This is a genomic window from Alteromonas sp. R7 (assembly GCF_055755235.1).
Genome location: NZ_JBVTQX010000014.1, coordinates 83,808 through 101,105, shown reverse-complemented (window position 1 = coordinate 101,105; position 17,298 = coordinate 83,808). Strand labels below are relative to the sequence as shown.

17 protein-coding genes and 1 tRNA gene are annotated in these 17,298 nt (G+C 44.6%); 10 read left to right on the top strand and 8 right to left on the bottom strand.

The genetic code is table 11. From position 1 onward, the window contains the following. The first annotated feature begins 81 nt into the window (after window positions 1-81). Both AC0J2X_RS18670 and AC0J2X_RS18665 read left to right on the top strand, forming a co-directional pair. Window positions 82-157, top strand: a tRNA-Gln gene (locus tag AC0J2X_RS18670). A gap of 320 nt (window positions 158-477) precedes the next feature. Then, window positions 478-1,884, top strand: coding sequence for an alanine/glycine:cation symporter family protein (locus AC0J2X_RS18665; protein WP_156078173.1), 1,407 nt, complete (start codon window positions 478-480; stop codon window positions 1,882-1,884). A 183-nt stretch (window positions 1,885-2,067) separates the two neighbouring features. Here the strand turns inward: AC0J2X_RS18665 and AC0J2X_RS18660 are convergent, their stop codons facing one another. Further along, complete coding sequence (locus AC0J2X_RS18660; RefSeq protein ID WP_014978884.1) at window positions 2,068-2,724, bottom strand: cupin domain-containing protein; 657 nt, start codon at window positions 2,722-2,724, stop codon at window positions 2,068-2,070. 50 nt (window positions 2,725-2,774) lie between these two features. Further along, window positions 2,775-3,395, bottom strand: a complete 621-nt coding sequence (locus tag AC0J2X_RS18655; RefSeq protein WP_342285017.1) for a flavin reductase family protein — start codon at window positions 3,393-3,395, stop codon at window positions 2,775-2,777. 92 nt (window positions 3,396-3,487) lie between these two features. Here AC0J2X_RS18655 and AC0J2X_RS18650 point away from each other — a divergent pair, with 92 nt between their 5' ends. Next, window positions 3,488-4,045: an acyl-CoA thioesterase gene (locus AC0J2X_RS18650; protein WP_069944046.1), complete on the top strand. Its 558-nt coding sequence runs from the start codon at window positions 3,488-3,490 to the stop codon at window positions 4,043-4,045. Window positions 4,046-4,114: 69 nt separating this feature from the next. On the opposite strand, the gene AC0J2X_RS18645 is transcribed toward AC0J2X_RS18650, so the two are convergent. Next, window positions 4,115-6,679 (bottom strand): TonB-dependent receptor plug domain-containing protein, encoded by a 2,565-nt coding sequence (locus AC0J2X_RS18645; protein WP_014949003.1) that lies wholly within the window; start codon window positions 6,677-6,679, stop codon window positions 4,115-4,117. 592 nt (window positions 6,680-7,271) lie between these two features. Continuing rightward, window positions 7,272-7,442, bottom strand: a complete 171-nt coding sequence (locus tag AC0J2X_RS18640) for a hypothetical protein (RefSeq protein ID WP_014949001.1) — start codon at window positions 7,440-7,442, stop codon at window positions 7,272-7,274. Window positions 7,443-7,689: 247 nt separating this feature from the next. Here AC0J2X_RS18640 and AC0J2X_RS18635 point away from each other — a divergent pair, with 247 nt between their 5' ends. Next, window positions 7,690-7,872 (top strand): hypothetical protein, encoded by a 183-nt coding sequence (locus tag AC0J2X_RS18635; RefSeq protein ID WP_039216244.1) that lies wholly within the window; start codon window positions 7,690-7,692, stop codon window positions 7,870-7,872. Window positions 7,873-8,033: 161 nt separating this feature from the next. Here AC0J2X_RS18635 and AC0J2X_RS18630 read toward each other — a convergent pair whose 3' ends face one another. Next, window positions 8,034-8,585, bottom strand: coding sequence for a carboxymuconolactone decarboxylase family protein (locus AC0J2X_RS18630; RefSeq protein ID WP_014948999.1), 552 nt, complete (start codon window positions 8,583-8,585; stop codon window positions 8,034-8,036). A 149-nt stretch (window positions 8,586-8,734) separates the two neighbouring features. Between AC0J2X_RS18630 and AC0J2X_RS18625 the strand changes: the two genes are divergently transcribed. Then, complete coding sequence (locus AC0J2X_RS18625) at window positions 8,735-9,325, top strand: TetR/AcrR family transcriptional regulator (protein WP_156078171.1); 591 nt, start codon at window positions 8,735-8,737, stop codon at window positions 9,323-9,325. Between the two features lie 77 nt (window positions 9,326-9,402). Here the strand turns inward: AC0J2X_RS18625 and AC0J2X_RS18620 are convergent, their stop codons facing one another. From AC0J2X_RS18620 to AC0J2X_RS18610, 3 genes are all read right to left on the bottom strand, one after another. Continuing rightward, window positions 9,403-9,726, bottom strand: coding sequence for a hypothetical protein (locus AC0J2X_RS18620; RefSeq protein ID WP_231513057.1), 324 nt, complete (start codon window positions 9,724-9,726; stop codon window positions 9,403-9,405). A gap of 240 nt (window positions 9,727-9,966) precedes the next feature. Then, window positions 9,967-10,143 carry a hypothetical protein gene (locus tag AC0J2X_RS18615; RefSeq protein WP_014948996.1) on the bottom strand — a complete coding sequence of 59 codons (177 nt, stop codon included), beginning with the start codon at window positions 10,141-10,143 and terminating at the stop codon, window positions 9,967-9,969. Beyond that, window positions 10,143-11,342, bottom strand: coding sequence for an FAD-dependent monooxygenase (locus AC0J2X_RS18610; RefSeq protein WP_472996295.1), 1,200 nt, complete (start codon window positions 11,340-11,342; stop codon window positions 10,143-10,145). Before AC0J2X_RS18610 ends, AC0J2X_RS18615 begins: the two co-directional genes overlap by 1 nt. Before the next feature lie 305 nt (window positions 11,343-11,647). On the opposite strand from AC0J2X_RS18610, the gene miaB reads away from it, so the two are divergent. The 5 genes from miaB (at window position 11,648) to lnt (ending at window position 17,252) form a co-directional block, all read left to right on the top strand. Continuing rightward, window positions 11,648-13,081: a tRNA (N6-isopentenyl adenosine(37)-C2)-methylthiotransferase MiaB gene (gene miaB / locus AC0J2X_RS18605; protein WP_156078169.1), complete on the top strand. Its 1,434-nt coding sequence runs from the start codon at window positions 11,648-11,650 to the stop codon at window positions 13,079-13,081. Window positions 13,082-13,110: 29 nt separating this feature from the next. Then, window positions 13,111-14,193: a PhoH family protein gene (locus AC0J2X_RS18600; protein ID WP_039216249.1), complete on the top strand. Its 1,083-nt coding sequence runs from the start codon at window positions 13,111-13,113 to the stop codon at window positions 14,191-14,193. Further along, entirely contained in the window at window positions 14,190-14,666 is a 477-nt protein-coding gene (gene ybeY / locus AC0J2X_RS18595; protein WP_069944043.1) for an rRNA maturation RNase YbeY, read from the top strand. The genes AC0J2X_RS18600 and ybeY overlap by 4 nt, the downstream gene beginning before the upstream one ends. Before the next feature lie 116 nt (window positions 14,667-14,782). After that, window positions 14,783-15,640, top strand: coding sequence for a CNNM family magnesium/cobalt transport protein CorC (gene corC, locus AC0J2X_RS18590; RefSeq protein ID WP_014948991.1), 858 nt, complete (start codon window positions 14,783-14,785; stop codon window positions 15,638-15,640). A gap of 106 nt (window positions 15,641-15,746) precedes the next feature. Beyond that, window positions 15,747-17,252 (top strand): apolipoprotein N-acyltransferase, encoded by a 1,506-nt coding sequence (gene lnt / locus AC0J2X_RS18585; RefSeq protein WP_069944240.1) that lies wholly within the window; start codon window positions 15,747-15,749, stop codon window positions 17,250-17,252. Window positions 17,253-17,298: the final 46 nt, after the last annotated feature.

Sequence of the window (17,298 nt, the reverse complement as noted above, 5' to 3'; positions counted from 1 at the left end):
GGTGGAATTGGTAGACACGCTGGATTTAGGTTCCAGTGCTTCACGGCGTGAGAGTTCAAGTCTCTCCTTCCGCACCAATATTGGGGTATAGCCAAGTTGGTAAGGCAGCGGGTTTTGATCCCGCCATTCATAGGTTCGAGTCCTGTTACCCCAGCCATATTCTTGAAAAAGCCGCTCTTTTGAGCGGTTTTTTTGTTTGTACTCTCGTTTTGTTCAGCAAATGTGTTCTTCTCCCCCATGAATGAATAAATTTGCTATATGCGAGCATAAAACGTCATAGTTTCAGTACGTTTTCATTGTCCAATCATTTAATTGTCGTGCTAGTATTGGTTTTTTATCGATATAGCTCGGCTCATTCCAAGGTTTAGCAAATATAAGTTTGCTTAAGCCGAAGCGTTTGTTCTGACAACGCACCTGTCATGTTCAGTTCATTTCTACACGCCGAGCAATAATTAAAACAATAACGAAGGAAAGTGCGTGATAAACGAATTCGTTTCATTAGTTAACAATATTCTTTGGGGAGACGGTCAGGTACTTATCATTATGCTGCTTGCATGTGGTATCTGGTTTACCGTTAAACTTGGTGGTGTGCAGCTTAGGCACTTCGGCCATATGTTCAGCCTACTAAAGGGCAGTAACACTTCTACTAAGGATGGGATAAGTTCATTCCAAGCTTTGTGTACCAGCTTATCGGCTCGTGTAGGCACGGGTAACTTAGCTGGCGTCGCGGTTGCTATATCTCTAGGCGGTGCTGGCGCTATTTTTTGGATGTGGATGATTGCCCTTTTGGGTATGGCCACTGGCTTTGCCGAAAGTGTACTAGGTCAGCTATACAAGGTCCGTGACGAAAACGGCGAGTTCCGTGGCGGCCCCGCTTATTATATCAAGCAGGGTTTGAACAAAACCTGGCTTGCAGTCGCATTTTCTCTATGTTTGTTCTTTGGCTACGGCTTTGTCTTTAGCGCCGTTCAAGCCAATACTATTACCGATGCATTAAACAATGCGTACTCTTTCCCCACAGAATATGTAGGCCTAGCCATTATTGCACTGGCAGCCTTAATCGTCGTGGGAGGCCTTAAAAGCATTGCGCGCTTTGCCGAGTTTGTGGTGCCATTTATGGGAATAGGCTACGTGCTTGTGGCTTTGGCTATAACCTTCATTAATATTTCCGAACTGCCAGCCATGCTGCTCGATATCATTAAATCAGCATTTGGCTTGCAGGAAGCTGGCGCTGGTGCACTCGGTGCGGCCATTAAAAATGGTATTCAGCGCGGACTGTATTCAAACGAAGCGGGCAGCGGCTCTGTACCGCACGCTGCGGCGAGTGCTGTGCCAAACCCTAATCACCCCGTATCACAGGGTTACATTCAGATGCTTGGCGTTTTCTTAGATACACTCGTGCTATGTACGTCTACTGCCTTCATCATTTTACTTGCTGGCGGTTCAAGCTCTGATCAAATGGAAGGCATACGCCTAACCCAAGATGCGATGAGCAGTCACCTAGGCGAAGGCGGTACTGATTTTGTGGCTGCCGCCATCAGCTTATTTGCATTCACGTCTGTAGTGGCAAACTATGCCTATGGCGAGAGTAATCTGCACATGTTCAAGCTAGATAATAAAATAGGCCGTGCAGTTTACACTATTGGTTATTTAGGCATGATTTACTGGGGCGCACAGGCAGCCCTACCTCAGGTATGGGCCATGGCCGACATGGCGTTGGGCCTAATGACGGTGATTAACATCATTGCTATTGTATGGATGACCCCTACCATTGTGTCTATCAGCAAAGACTACTTTAAGAAAAAAGACAGTAGCGCAAACATGGAATACAAAGCGGGCGACTGTGAAATACAGGGTAAGTCAGAAGATGGTATTTGGGATTAAGTCCGGCTTTTACTAAGTTAGTGTTTTAGAGTTAGATGTTACCAGGCTAACTTTGACCAAGTAAGTTCTGGCGTAAGTTTTAGAAAAAGAAAGGCTAACCTCGGGTTAGCCTTTTTCGTTTGTAGCAATTGACCGCAAGTAAAACACTGGTTTTGATTTACCTGCAACAAATGAAATGGCGGCCTACAACGCTACTGGCAAATGCCCTGTCTTCACCCATATTATTGTTTCCTCATCCACGTAAGGATGATGCTGACTCATATGAGGATTGCGCAACCATGTGCCTTTTGGGTATGCACCATGTTCGTCTTTAAATGTACCCGATAGCACAAAAATTTCTTCACCTCCGAAATGCTTGTGAGGCTTGAATATCTCACCCACGGGCCACTTAACTAGCGCCACATGTTCGTGCTCAAAGTTGTGGAGCGGCATCACTTGTAAACCGCCCTGCCCTTGCAGCCATTGTGCTTTATTTGTATTTACCCGTACTTCACTCAAATCGCGCTTATCAAACTGATTCAGCTTAACCAGAATCACACAGCCTTCTTTACTGAAAGGGCTATGTTTACTGCCTGGCGGGTTACGCAAGTAAGTACCTGCAGGGTAATCACCGTGTTCATCGGAAAACACACCTTCAAGCACCAAAATTTCTTCACCATAAGGATGACTATGCTGCTTAAAGCTCGCGCCAGCTTCGTACTTCACGACGCTAGTTGTATGACCAGACTCTTTTGCTTCACGCTCTAAAGGCTTCCGCCATACCGTAGAAGACGGTGACGCCTGCCACTCTTGCATTTGCGTATTAATCGCTAGACGTTCATCAAAGTTCATATTTAGCATTTAGGTCACCGTTTAATATTGACGCGTTGTCACTGTTTTATTAAAGACCGTTACTCTGGTCTTAGCATTTCGAAAAAGTTATCTCGGGAAATAGTGTAATAATCGCCTCGTCCGCCACCACGACTCACTGGCGCACTTTTCAGCGTGCTGTAAACGCCGTTCTCTATGAGTGACTTATCAATGTGTACACCCACTACTTCACCCATGATAAACCAGCTATTCACCTCCTCACCTGAGGCGGTCTTAAGCTGTACCACATCAGTTAGCTTACATTCCATGCTCACCTTACTCGCTTTTACGCGGGGAACGCTTACCACTTCACTTTCTACAGTTTGAAGCCCTGCATGGTCAAATTCACTTTCTTCAGGTGCCAGAGGTTTACTTGTCGTGTTCATTGCATCAATCAAATCTTCTGATACAAGATTCCAGCAAAACTCACCCGTTTCCTGCACGTTTACCAGTGAATCTTTCTTACTGCCTACTACTGAAAAGCCGATAATTGGCGGCGTGTAGTTCAACGCATTGAAAAAACTGTAAGGAGCAAGGTTTAACACTCCCGTTTTTGATTTTGTAGAGATCCATCCGATTGGGCGCGGTGCGATGATCGCGTTAAACGGATCGTGAGCCAAGCCATGACCTTCTTTTGGTTGATAAAAATGCGTTTGTGACAAAACCATTCCTTAAAATTTGTGGTAGGGTAAATCTAATACTGATATGAACGCTTATTCGGCGCTTTTCAAGGGCTTAAGATCAAAGGTTGTTTATGACTGCACGTAATGTCGCTTTTTCAAGAACAAGACTGACTGAATTAATGGTGCCATCTTTTGCTAATTTTGGTGGTAAGGTGCATGGCGGTGTCATTTTATCGTTAATGGATAAAGTCGCCTATGCCTGCGCAAGTAAACACGCAGGGGCCTATTGTGTAACCGTTACCGTTGATGGCGTCGAGTTTTTACAGCCTGTTGAAGTGGGTGACTTACTTCACCTCGACGCTACCGTTCATTATGTCGGAAACACATCCTTGGTAGTAGGGATAAAAGTCACTACGGAAAATATCAAAACCAACGAGGTCAAACATACCAACAACAGCTTTTTTACCATGGTTGCCAAAGATGACAGCGGCACACCTGTTTCAGTCCCTGAGCTAGAGTTATCTACTCACCATGAAATGCGCAATTTCGTAACGGCTATACGCCGCAGTAAAATTCGAAAAGAGGCACAAGTTAAGCTGCAACGTGATTACGACGCCTTTATTCCCAAAGAAGACTTTGCGCTTTTAAATGAACATCGCTGTGCAGTTACCTTTGAGAAAAATGACTAAGTAACAGGTACAAAAAAAGCCAGTTGCGTATTAATCAACTGGCTTTCAGCACTCAAGAACCGGTGCTATTTAGAAGCTATACGAAACTTTTCCGTAAACAAAACGGCCTGTAAAACCGTAAGGCGAAAAGCCTGAATACGGGAATAAACGCGAGAACGTAGTTACATCATCCACAAGTTCACGGGTTGTTTCTGGATACACATCAAATAAATTGTTAGCACCAACAGAAACGGTAAGTCCTTCTGTTAACGCAATGCGAACGTCTAGGTCTGTGATCCACTCTGATGGAATGATTTCATTGCGTGCTTCAACTGACGATGGGTCTTCCACTTCACCATAACGAGTAGTGCGTAAGGTTGTTGTGTAGCGGTCATAATTCCACGTAACACCTAAGTTAAGTTTGCTGTCAGGCGAAGCCGTTTCGAAGCGACGTAGTTCAACATCATCGAACAAGTTAGCCTGGTCGAAGCCTGCATTTTGCAACACATCAGGTGCATCGATAACATTTGTTACCTCGTTATCGTTAAAGTTAGCACCTGCGTTAAAGTTAAACGCACCATAATCTGACGTATTAAGCGTATAGGTAGAAACGATATCAACACCTTCCGTACGCGAATCTATCGCATTTAAGAAGAATCGAGCCTGATTAGCTCCCGTACCCGCAAGTAGTGCTTCTATACCCTCACCTGATAGGTTGTTAGACAGCACGATACGATCGTCGATATCAATGCGATAAAAGTCTACTGTCAGGTTGAAATCAGCAGTTGGCGAGTAGGTAAAACCTGCACTGTAGTTATTCGATTCTTCTGCATCAAGACCTGGGCTGCCCAGCGCTTGCGCAACATCACTTGACGGCGCAAATGTGCCTGTCTCTGTTGGCTCGCCATCAACAAATACCGTCGCGATTGAAGTGAAGAATTGCTGTTGTAGCGATGGTGCTCTAAAGCCGGTTGATACTGACGCTCGAAGTGCAAATGCATCACTCAGGGTTACACGGTGAGACATTTTCCAATTAAACGTGCTGCCGAAGTCAGAATAATCTTCATAGCGCCCTGCCACCGCTACGTTCCAGTTTTCTACAACGTCAGCTTCTACATCCACATAAAAGCTATAGTTATGACGGCTGTTTTCACCTGCAGATTCTGGTGTAAAGCCAGGGAATACTTGCGAACCAGCAGCACCAAACGGGCCGTCTACCGGGTCAGTCACCACGCCGCCAGGTCCAAACGAACCTTGTATGTAAGACCCTTCTTCACCTGCGGTTATTTCATAGCTCTCATGACGATATTCTGCGCCCATGGCGAAGTTCATTTCGCTGTAGAAATACCCGGTATCTACCAAACGTGACGCGTCAGCATTCACAATTGTGGTGTTGTATTCTAGCGTACCCGCGTCAAACTCAGTTTGACTCGTTGGACCTAAAGACGTGTTTAGGGTGTTGATAACACCATACTCAAGCTCATTACCACCATGTGTTACGGACAAGTCGTAATTCCACACATCGCCATAGCCCTTAATACCAGCAAGCAGCGACATATCGGTTATGTCAGTTTGAATAGAAGGTAGGAATCCGTCTGGATAAATTTCAACTACGTTTCGTGAATCTTGAGCACGACGGTAAAAGCCTCCGCCTACCGAATCACGAGTGCTGTAGCCTGCGGTAGTATAAAACTCAACGCTATCAGTAAGGGCTTTGCCCGCGTTTATGAACAAGGCGTAATCTTCCACCTCACCATTTCCGTAAACGTGATTGTAGCGGTTGACCGTAAGCTCACGAGGGTCTAAGTTGCCGTCCGCGTCTCGCGCATAGTTTTCTCGCTGGTCGTAGTCCGAACGGTTCGCCTGTCCACGGTCGCGGTATTCACCTGATACGTTAACAAAGCCGTCATCTCCCCATTCGAAGCCTACGTTTCCGCGAAGGGTAAAGGTTTGTCCATCGGTTACGTCTCTGTCGCTTCCTTCAGCGAATGCTAAATTACCGTCAGCGCCAACACTCACACCTTCAAGGTTAGGCACACCGTCCATTGTTGTAACGTTAGCACCATACGTTGCCGACACTTCACCGCCTTCGGCAGCATCTTTCAAAACAATATTTATAACACCGGCAATGGCGTCTGAGCCGTACTGAGCCGCAGCACCGTCACGCAACACCTCAATACGCTTAATAGCATTAGCCGGGATAGCGTTTAAATCTACCGCTGAAGAGCCACGCCCCACCGAACCATTTAAATTAAGAAGCGCAGAGGTATGACGACGCTTACCATTAACTAATACCAGCGTGTGGTCTGGTGCTAAACCACGCAGCTGCGCTGGTCGTACGTGGTCGGTGCCATCGGTAATAGATGGCTGAGGGAAGTTAAAGCTAGGCAGTAACTGGTTTAAGATCATGTTGGTTTCAGTGAGCCCCGTTGCTTCTATAGATGAAGCATCGATAATGTCGATAGGTACAGGGGAGTCATTGATGGTGCGACCAACGCGACGTGAACCTACAATTTGGATTTGCTCAACATCTTGCTCATCAACAGAAGCTTGCTCCTGTGCAAGCACTGACGAAGAAGAAAAAGCCATTCCTGCAATTGCAGAAGCAATGAGGGAAAGCTTGAAAGCAGAAGCGTTAAATTTTGCCTGTTGCATTGTGTTGTTCCTGAATTCTTTTAAATTTTACTTTTCGAAGTGTGTAGTTTTGTATTTCGTGAATCAAAAACGCGTTGAAATACAATATCTTCTTTCTGTTGTTGGGGTACTGCTAAACGCCAGGTTGTCTGATCAGACTTATTATTATTAGAGATGAAAAGCACGCGGTGCTTGAAGGCTGAGTAAATCACAAAAAGATTCGCTCGCACAATACTAAAGTTGTAATAAATCCTTAATATCGACGACAGGCGGAATTTTGAAGATGAAGCGACGGAATCATCTATTGCACTGGTGGTAAGAGGCGGTAGGAAGGTGCCACCTTCACAAAAGGTAATTTGGACTAGAGTACGTGAAACCGAAAAAGCGCCCCGTTCAGAGCGCTTTTCATACTAAATTTGCACTAATGAGTGCCAAATAGGCGCTTATGCTTTTTTAAGCTTCTTCTTAAGCTTTTTCAGCTTTCCTTCTTGCTTAGAAATTTTCGCCTTAGTTGCTTTAATCGCTTTTTTTAACTCTTTTTTCTTAGCCATGATGTAAATCCTTATCTTTATTTGTAGTGTTCGCTTCACTCACATAACGTTTAGCAAAGCCGCTATTGATCGCCGTGTTTGGCAATAAATTCTCGAATAAAGTGTCTAACTTCACGAGCAGCAGAAGTGTCTAGGTCTTCGCATAACGCGATAAACTGGGCACGCTCTTCGTCATTGATTCGAATAATCATCTGACTATTCTTTTTCTTCTTTTTATTGTTTTTTTCAGACACCTTAAATCCTTGCAAATATCAATACGTGCAGTATGTCGTTCAATGAGAATCTGCAAGTACTACCACATTATTCGAATACAAAATGTATAGCCTATGTATATACATTTCAAGGTATTTTGAACTTTTCACCCTTATTTTTCATAAAAGCGTAATGCTAGCGTCACATTAGTGACTTCAGGCTAAGCCAAAGTAATTCCAATAAAAATGGAAATAACGAACTTACGTAAAATCAAAAGTGAAGTAGACCATGACACAAGCACAATCTATAACTCACCTATCATGTTTCATCGAAGCAGTGGCTATCGCTAAACAAAATAAATGCAGTAATTGCGACGATTTGAAAACACTGTTGCAGCAAAAGGGATACGAAGAGTTAGTTGCAATGGAAACCGTAGAAGAATTAAGCCCGCAGCTGCCCTTAGCGTCTTAATAGTCGTATTTTGAATAGGAAAAGAAAAATGCTGTTTGCGCTTTTTATCTACACACTGTGTAGCCTACTGCTATTCAGTTTTTGCGAGATTGCTCGCAAGCGTTTAAGCCAGAAACAAAAAACGGAAGCCTTGCTTCCGTTTTAAAAGCGCTATCAAATGATTATTTAGGCGACCAATCAAATTTTTTGAAAGGTTCGTCTACAGGCGTATCGGCCAAATGATTGGTATAATTACTCATCACTTTTTGCGCCAATATAAGTATGATTTCTAACAATTGCTGATGCTTGTATCCAGCGCTGTAAAATGCGTCAAGCTGCGCATTATCAACATTACCTCGCCCGCGAGTTACAGCCAGCACAGTTTCTTTAAGCGTATTCAATTTGCTGTCAGACAGTGTTTCATCGTTTCGCAACTCTTCAATTAGGTCATCGCGCACTTTCATACTCTTAGCAATACCCGTATGCGCTGGAACGCAGTAATGACACGCGTGCTCTACATTCACTGCCTGCCAAACCACCGTTAACTCTTCTGCATTGAACGATGTTTCTTGCGCTAGTTTATGCAGCACTTGATAGCCTTCAAGCAAAGTCGGCGCTTCTGCCATTACTGCATGTAGATTTGGAATCATTCCAAATGCTGCTTGCGAATTATCAAGTAAAGGCTTCGCTGCTTCTGGCGCACTCTCTTTCGTGTGTAAAGTAAAATCGCTCATGTCACTCTCCTATTGATGTGATCAAAAACTGCAAGCAACGCTTTGCGCTACTCACAACTCGTATGCCAATAATAATAGGTTTACTTGAACGATCGTTCAAGCGATAATTGAACATATGTTCAAAATATTCACGTATAAGGTATGCAGCGATGAAATATGACCACGATGAGATTATAGAAAAAGCCACTACGCTTTTTTGGCAACGAGGCTTTCAGGCGGCTGGCATGCGTGATATTCAGCAGGCATTGGATATGCGTCCGGGTAGTATTTATGCGCGCTTTCAAAGCAAAGAAGGCTTATTCAAACTTGTTGTTGAGCATTATGCTGACAACAGTGCAAAGCGTTTAAAGCAAGTCACAGAAGCTCGATCGCCTTTAGATGCTCTTTACCATTTTTTTGAAACAGCATTAACTGGCCCCGACGAGCAACGCTACATGCGCCAGTGCTTGCTGGTTAAGTCTATTGCAGAATTAGAACTCATTGGCGATATTGCCAAAAAAGCTGTACTTGAGAGCATGCAAACCCTCAAGGCTGGTTTTAGAAATATTATTGAAGCCTGTATCGAAAAAGGTGAGCTGCCTGAACATACGCCAACGTCAACAGCCGCAGAGTGGCTTCAAAATCAGTTCGTTGGCTTACGAGCGTTTGCCTTACTGCAAGACGATAATCAAACAACTATTAAGATGATAGACAAAGTCATTATCGATTTGAAAGGACAATGGCCACAACAAACACATTAATGTAGATGAAGGCTTACAAAAACTGACGCAGTGCATTTCATGAAAATTGCCGTGAAACCAGTTGGATGAGCCCTGATTTACTTAAACAAGCGGTCCGGAATGAACCGTTTAAACCAAGTGGAAAAACCATTTTTGTCCGTTTTCACATTAACGTAGGCTCGCTTTACCTCAACCCACTGTTCCTGGTCAACAGTCACTCTACCATCAGCAAACGGTACATATAGCTGATCGCCTTCAAAGTGGGTTCTAAATTCTAAGTAAAAGTCGCCGTGTAACTCCTCAAGTAAGGCATCGGACTCCCCTAACCCGTTGGGGAGGAAGTAATGAAACCGAGTGAGAATAAGGCTTCCTTCAGCACTTAACTGGTAACTGCCTGCATAGCCATCCCAGCAGGCAGACATCACCTCAACCTTTTCAGGGTCAGGTTTACTCTTCAACTGATAAAAGTGTTTTTCGCCTACGTCTGCTGGATGCCCTTACCAAATATAATAAAGGCTATAGCCTTTTAGATTAACCCACGGACATTGATTGGAGAACCCTTGCGAAAATTGTACGGTCATTCCTTTGAACCTTTGAAAAAGTGAATTGATTTGAGTTCGGCAAGTGGCTAGATTTTGTGACTTTTTAAACCTAAGCAGCAGCTAAGAGAACAGTAACCGCAACAACTGGGCGATAAGCAAAATCCCCATTAAGGGCCAAATCCACTTTGCCCATTTCGCAGCATCCTCATTACTGATTCGCATTTTAGAGCGTTCTATTAGCGGTATAATCAATGCTAGCGCACCAAATAACACCGCCAGTAAAATTAACACTTCCATTATCGTAACCCTATCGCATATTTGAGCACTTCTTGTTTAGCAGGCTCTATGCGCTGCGCCACAGAAAGAAGCTGGTTTCTTATCCATTTTATGGGGGCAACGTCATTGCTAAACAAGGTATAAAACCCATCCATTGCCGTCATCATCACCAAATTATCTCGCTTTCGTGGCTTTTCATAATTGCTGATAAGCCTTTGAGAAAATACTTTATCGGTTAGCGACAATGCGTTGTCGCTACCGAATGGCTTGAATTCAGCACACACAGAAAGAAAGGTTTCTACATCTTTAAAACCTAAATTAACACCCTGTCCGGCAAGCGGATTAATAGTGTGTGCTGCATCACCAACTAACGCACAACAGCCTTTCACATAGTGATTGGCATGAGCACGCGTGAGTGGAAAAATCGCTTTATCAATAACTGAAAAGCTATTGCCATTTCTGGTCAATTCATCTGGAAACGTTTTCAGAATTTCACTTTCAAGTTGGTTCGCTTTTAAACTTTTAATCCGTTTGAGTTCGTCAGGCGAGTCGTACCAAACTAGCGAAGCGAAGTTATCAAACATAGGTAAAAAGGCTTTAGGGCCGCTCGATGTAAACTGCTGCCAGGTTACATGTTCAACGGCGTTCTCCATCTTTATAGTGATCCCCATCGCCTGCTGCGCATATTGCCAACCTGTAGTGCCAATGCCCGCCGCCTTTCTCACCTGAGAGTTTGCGCCATCTGCGCCAACAAGCCAGCTCGCTTCAATGGTTCTGCCATTCGAAAGGCTGACCTTAGCCGTATTCGTTAATTGAATATCTTGCACCGTTTGTCCGGTAATGAGCTCAACATTGTCAAACTTCTTTAATACGTGGTGGCATCCTAGCTGCAACAATCGGTTTTCCACAAAAAAGCCTAGTTGGGGCATGTCAATACTATGTGCGGTAAAGTCTGTTCGATGGGCAGGGTCGTCCCACACGCTAAGGCCAGTGTAAGGTTTTACGCGCATAGCGGCTATGTGGTCCCAAGCGCCAAGGGCTTTTAAAAGCGTAACCGATGCTTCGCTGATAGCGGAAACCCTTAAGTCAGGCCCATCCTCGGGGTTAAAAGGTACCGGTAGATACGGCTCTATCACTGCTACTTTAAACTGCTGTTGAGCAAGCCCCAACGCTAGCGCAGCGCCGACCATACCGCCGCCATTTATACAAAAATCGACCATTAATTCTCCTTAAAACACGCAGTTGCATTATGTCTTAAAACACAAAGCGCTGTGAAGTAAAACGTAGAACCGGCTTGCCCCAGATCAATTCTTAACGAATCGTCTCAAGATACTGGGAATATGCTTGCATAACAGGTAAAATATGCGGCTATTTTGAACATCTTCCTGTAACTGACTCTATCACTGTTTTTTGCGTGGCGATTTAAGCGCTGCTCGTAAAACAACATTCTGGCAGACACCTTTGCTAGAAAAGGGTGAAACTGCTTTCACTTACAGGAACACTAACAGGTTATCGAATAGTTGTTATGACTAAAAAGCTGTATATCAAAACCTGGGGCTGCCAAATGAACGAGTATGACTCGGAGAAAATGGCAGACTTACTAGACTCAACACATGGCTACAGCGCTGCTGAAAGTGCTGAAGAAGCCGATGTTATCTTGCTTAACACGTGCTCTATTCGTGAAAAAGCACAGGAAAAAGTGTTTCACCAGTTGGGCCGTTGGAAAACACTTAAGCAAGATAAACCTGAACTTATTATCGGTGTGGGCGGCTGTGTAGCCTCTCAAGAAGGCGATACCATTCGTCAGCGTGCGCCGTTCGTAGACTTAGTATTCGGTCCACAAACACTGCATCGTTTGCCTGAAATGATCAACGAACTTCAGGGCGGCGCAAAGTCAGTCATTGACGTTAGCTTCCCGGAAATTGAAAAATTTGACCGTTTACCTGAACCACGTGCTGAAGGTCCAACGGCGTTCGTTTCAATCATGGAAGGCTGTTCAAAATACTGCACATTCTGTGTTGTGCCTTACACCCGCGGTGAAGAAGTAAGCCGTCCTGTTGACGACGTGTTGCTTGAAATTGCTCAGCTTGCAGGTCAAGGCGTGCGTGAAGTAAATCTTCTAGGTCAAAACGTTAACGCGTATCGCGGTGAAAATTACGACGGTACAATTTGTCGTTTCTCTGAGCTGCTTGAATTGGTAGCGGCCATAGACGGTATCGACAGAATTCGTTACACCACCTCACACCCGGTTGAATTTACTGATGACATTATAGAAGCATACGCGTCTATTCCGGAGTTAGTAGACCACCTACACTTGCCTGTTCAAAGCGGCTCTGACCGTATATTGAACTTGATGAAGCGTGGCCATACAGCAATCGAATACAAGTCTAAAATGCGTAAGCTGAAGAAAATTCGCCCGAACATTAGCTTGTCGAGTGACTTCATTATTGGTTTCCCAGGTGAAACAGATGCCGACTTTGAAGCCACCATGGATTTGATTCAGGCAGTCGATTATGACCTTAGCTTCAGCTTTATTTACAGTGCTCGCCCGGGTACGCCTGCTGCCGACGCAGTAGATGACGTAAGTGAAGAAACTAAGAAGCAACGTCTTCACCTACTACAGCAGCGTATTACGCAACAGGCTCTTCGTATTGCTCGTCACATGGTTGGTACAGAGCAGCGAATATTGGTTGAAGGTCCGTCAAAGAAAAACCCAATGGAGCTTTCGGGACGTACTGAAAATAACCGTGTAGTGAACTTCGAAGGCACACCAGACATGATTGGCGAATTCGTTGATGTAAACATCACTGACGTATTCACTAACTCATTACGTGGTGAAGTTGTGCGCAGAGAGAGCGAAATGGGCTTGCGTGTTGCCGTTTCGCCCCAATCTATCATGGCAAAGCATCAGGCAGATTTGCCCGATGAGCTTGGCGTGGGTCAATTTAACCCAGCCTAAATACATTTTATAGCGAGGAAAAAAGTAGCTTGAGTACATTGGTTAGTAACGAATTTGAATTAGAACCGGCAGATAGCAAACGTTTGTCGAGTTTATGTGGCCCCTTTGATGACAACATTAAACAAATTGAGCGCAGGTTAGGGGTAGAAATTACCTACCGAAATAACGCATTCAAGGTGTTGGGTGAACCGCAGCAAATAAAAAGTGCCAGCGAATTACTTAAGCTTCTTTATATAGAAACTCAGCCTATTAAGGGCCGTATTCCCGAGCTAGAAGCAGAACAAGTTCATCTTGCCATTCAAGAAGCCCGCGTTATTGAAAAAGACGCAACAGGCGGCTATGGAAAAGAAGTCAATATTAAGACCAAGCGCGGTGTGATTAAGCCGCGTAACCCTAACCAAGCGCAATATGTGGCGAACATTGTAAACCACGATATTACTTTTGGTATTGGACCTGCCGGTACGGGTAAAACCTACCTAGCGGTCGCTGCTGCTGTGGACGCGCTTGAGCGACAAGAAATTCGCCGTATCTTGCTTACCCGCCCGGCGGTAGAAGCGGGTGAAAAACTCGGCTTCTTGCCCGGCGACCTTTCACAAAAAGTTGACCCGTACCTTCGTCCTCTTTACGACGCCCTATTTGAAATGTTGGGCTTCGAGAAAGTAGAAAAGCTTATGGAGCGCAACGTGATTGAGGTTGCACCGCTGGCCTATATGCGTGGTCGAACACTGAACGATGCCTTTATTATTTTGGATGAAAGTCAAAACACCACGGTAGAGCAAATGAAAATGTTCTTAACCCGTATTGGCTTCAATTCAAAAGCGGTGATCACCGGTGACATCACGCAGGTAGACTTACCTCGCGGTGCAAAATCAGGTCTTCGTCATGCTATTGAAGTGTTAAGTGAAGTGGATGACATTTCATTTAACTTCTTTAACGCTGAAGACGTGGTTCGTCACCCTGTGGTTGCGCGTATCGTTAGAGCCTATGAAGTGCACGATGCTGAACAAGAGCGTCTTCGCAAAGCACGTAAAGAAGAAGCGTTGCGACTTCAACGTGAACAGGCTTCTCAAGACGATAATGCCACGCAAACGAAAGACGACAACGCATCGTGAGTGCCATTATTGATGTACAGCAAGCGTTTGAAGGTGACGAGGCCATTTTGTCGGCCATTCCCTCACCTTCGGAACTTGAGCTTTGGGCTAACGCCGTGCTCAATTACGAAGGGTTAGCTGAGCAAGAAGTGACCATTCGCTTTACTGACGAAGCCGAAAGTCAAAGCCTTAACCATGAATACCGAGGAAAAGATAAACCCACAAATGTTTTATCTTTTCCGTTTGAAGCGCCTCCAGGTATAGAAATAAACCTTTTAGGCGACTTGGTTATTTGTGCCCCCGTTATTAGTCGAGAAGCCGAAGAACAGCGTAAAGACGTAAGCAACCACTACGCGCACATGACTGTTCACGGGCTATTGCATTTAATGGGTTACGACCATATTGATGATGCGGAAGCTGAGGAAATGGAAAGCAAGGAAATTGATATTCTTGCGCACCTTGGCATTGCTAATCCTTACGAATCTATTGATTAACAATTCAATATAAACCATTGTTAGTTAAGTACTTTAACACTTAATAACAATAAAACATTGACGACCAGCGAGAACCATTTTAACGTTGGCGTTGAACTAACAATTAAACGGACATTATGAGCGACGATAATCCTCACTCTACCAACGGCTCATCAGGCAAGAGTTGGTTAGATAAACTAAAAAATTCAATTTCTGGCGAGCCGAGAAGTAAAGAAGAGTTAGTATCGGTTATTACTGATGCTGAACAGAACGAAATCATAGACCCACAAACCCGCGAAATGATTGAAGGGGTTATTGGGGTAAATGAAATGCGAGTAAGGGATATCATGATCCCTCGCGCTCAAATGACCACCATCGATGTAGAGCAAAAGGTAGAAGAGTTTTTACCTGTAATGCTTGAATCTGCTCACTCCCGTTTCCCTGTTATCAGCGAAGATAAAGACCACATCGAAGGTATCCTGTTAGCAAAAGATCTTTTGGCTTTTGCATTTAACGCGGAAAAAGAATTTAACCTTCGCGATATTCTTCGCCCAGCGGTTATTGTTCCAGAAAGCAAACGCGTGGACGTTCTGCTTAAAGAGTTCCGTCAGCAACGCTACCACATGGCCATTGTTGTAGACGAATATGGCGGTGTGTCTGGTCTAGTCACGATTGAAGATATCCTTGAAATTATCGTGGGTGAAATTGAAGACGAATACGATACGGAAGAAGATGGTACCGATGATATTCGCCCGTTAAATAAATCAACATACTCTGTTAAAGCCTTAACGCCGGTTGACGATTTTAACGAGTTTTTTGAAACCAAGTTTAGCGAAGAAGAAGCCGACACTATTGGCGGTATTGTGCTGAAAGCGTTTGGTCATATGCCTGAAACCAATGACGAAATCACCATTGGCGACATTCAATTTAAAGTGACTAACTCTGATAAGCGCCGACTTATCCAACTTAAGGTTTCAGTGCCTTCGCTCGAATAGTGAAGTAACGCAAACTACGCCTGTTTCAGCATAGGGCAGCATGATTTTATGCGTGCTCACCCTATGTTGACGTAACAACTCTATTAACCACGATCAGATGACTCCTATGCTGAAACGGTTTACTCCCCACCTTCTTCTTTTACTAAGTGGTGCAAGCTTAACCCTTGCTTTCGCTCCCTTTAACATGTGGCTTTTAACTATTCCTGCGCTTGCACTTGCTATACGTCAGGTGATAAAGCTCAAACATCGTCCATTTTTAGCCGGATGGCTGTTCGGTGCGGGATGGTTTGGAGCGGGTATAAGCTGGGTTCATGTGAGTATTGCCGACTTTGGCGGGCTTCCCATTGCGGCATCTATTGGCATTATGGCGTTGCTATGTGGTTACTTATCGCTTTATCCTGCGCTTGCCACCAAGTTAACCGCCAAGTACTTCTCTCCCCACTTGTGGCCAATGGCGTTACCTCTTTTCTGGGTTGCGGCTGAGTGGTTACGAAGCTGGATGCTAACCGGCTTTCCATGGTTATCTTTAGGGTATAGTCAATTAGAGAGCCCTCTTGCAGGCTTTGCGCCAATCATCGGAGAAACGGGAATAAGCGCGCTTATCGTTATCAGCGCTACGCTATTTGCGTTGATACACAATAAGCGAACTTTCGCCAACGCAGTGCTAGTGGCGCTGTGCTTTTTTACCAGTGGCTACCTTCTTAAACAACATACTTGGGTTGCCCCCCAAAAAACCTACTCAGTAGGCATGGCTCAAGGCAACATCGCGCAAAGTCTGCGATGGGTGCCAGAGCAAGATGGTCCAACCATGGACACCTACTGGAAATTAACTGAAAGCTTATGGGATAACGACCTCATCATTTGGCCTGAAGCCGCGGTCCCTAAGTTAGAACCATTAGCCCAACCTTATCTTGCTAAAGTTAACGAAAGAGCCTTTCAAGAGAACACGGCACTTATTACGGGTATTGTTAATTACAACTGGGAAACTGATGAAGCGTGGAACAACCTAATTGTGCTAGGTAAACGTACGCCAGATGCCGCTTATCCCGACTATCAATATTTCCACAACAACCGATTTTCGAAACATCATCTATTGCCCGTAGGCGAATTCGTACCTTTTGAAGACTGGCTTCGCCCGCTCGCTCCCCTATTCGATTTACCTATGTCATCATTCTCTCGAGGTGACTATCAACAGGCAAACCTTGAAGCTAACGGCATTCACCTAGCCCCCGCTATCTGTTTTGAAATTGCGTTTCCTCATCAAGTGATGGCAAATGTATTTGAAAATACCGACATGATCATAACCGTGAGTAATGATGCGTGGTTTGGTCACTCACATGGGCCTGCTCAGCATTTGCAGATAGCGCAAATGCGCGCCCTTGAGTTAGGCCGCCCTGTCGTTAGAGCGACAAATAATGGCATTACGGCTTTTATAGACCACAGAGGCGAAATAACTGCTCGGCTACCTCAATTCATGGCAGGTAATATTTCGGCGCCAGTTGTCGCAACCAGAGGGTTTACACCGTATTACCATCTTCAAGAGCTAGGTGTTTGGTTTATAGTTATTTTGCTATTTGTTAGTGCGTTACTTCTTAGACGAAGACAGAGATGATCTGTACAAGTTAAAGGTACCGACACAATAGTCATTCAATAATAAT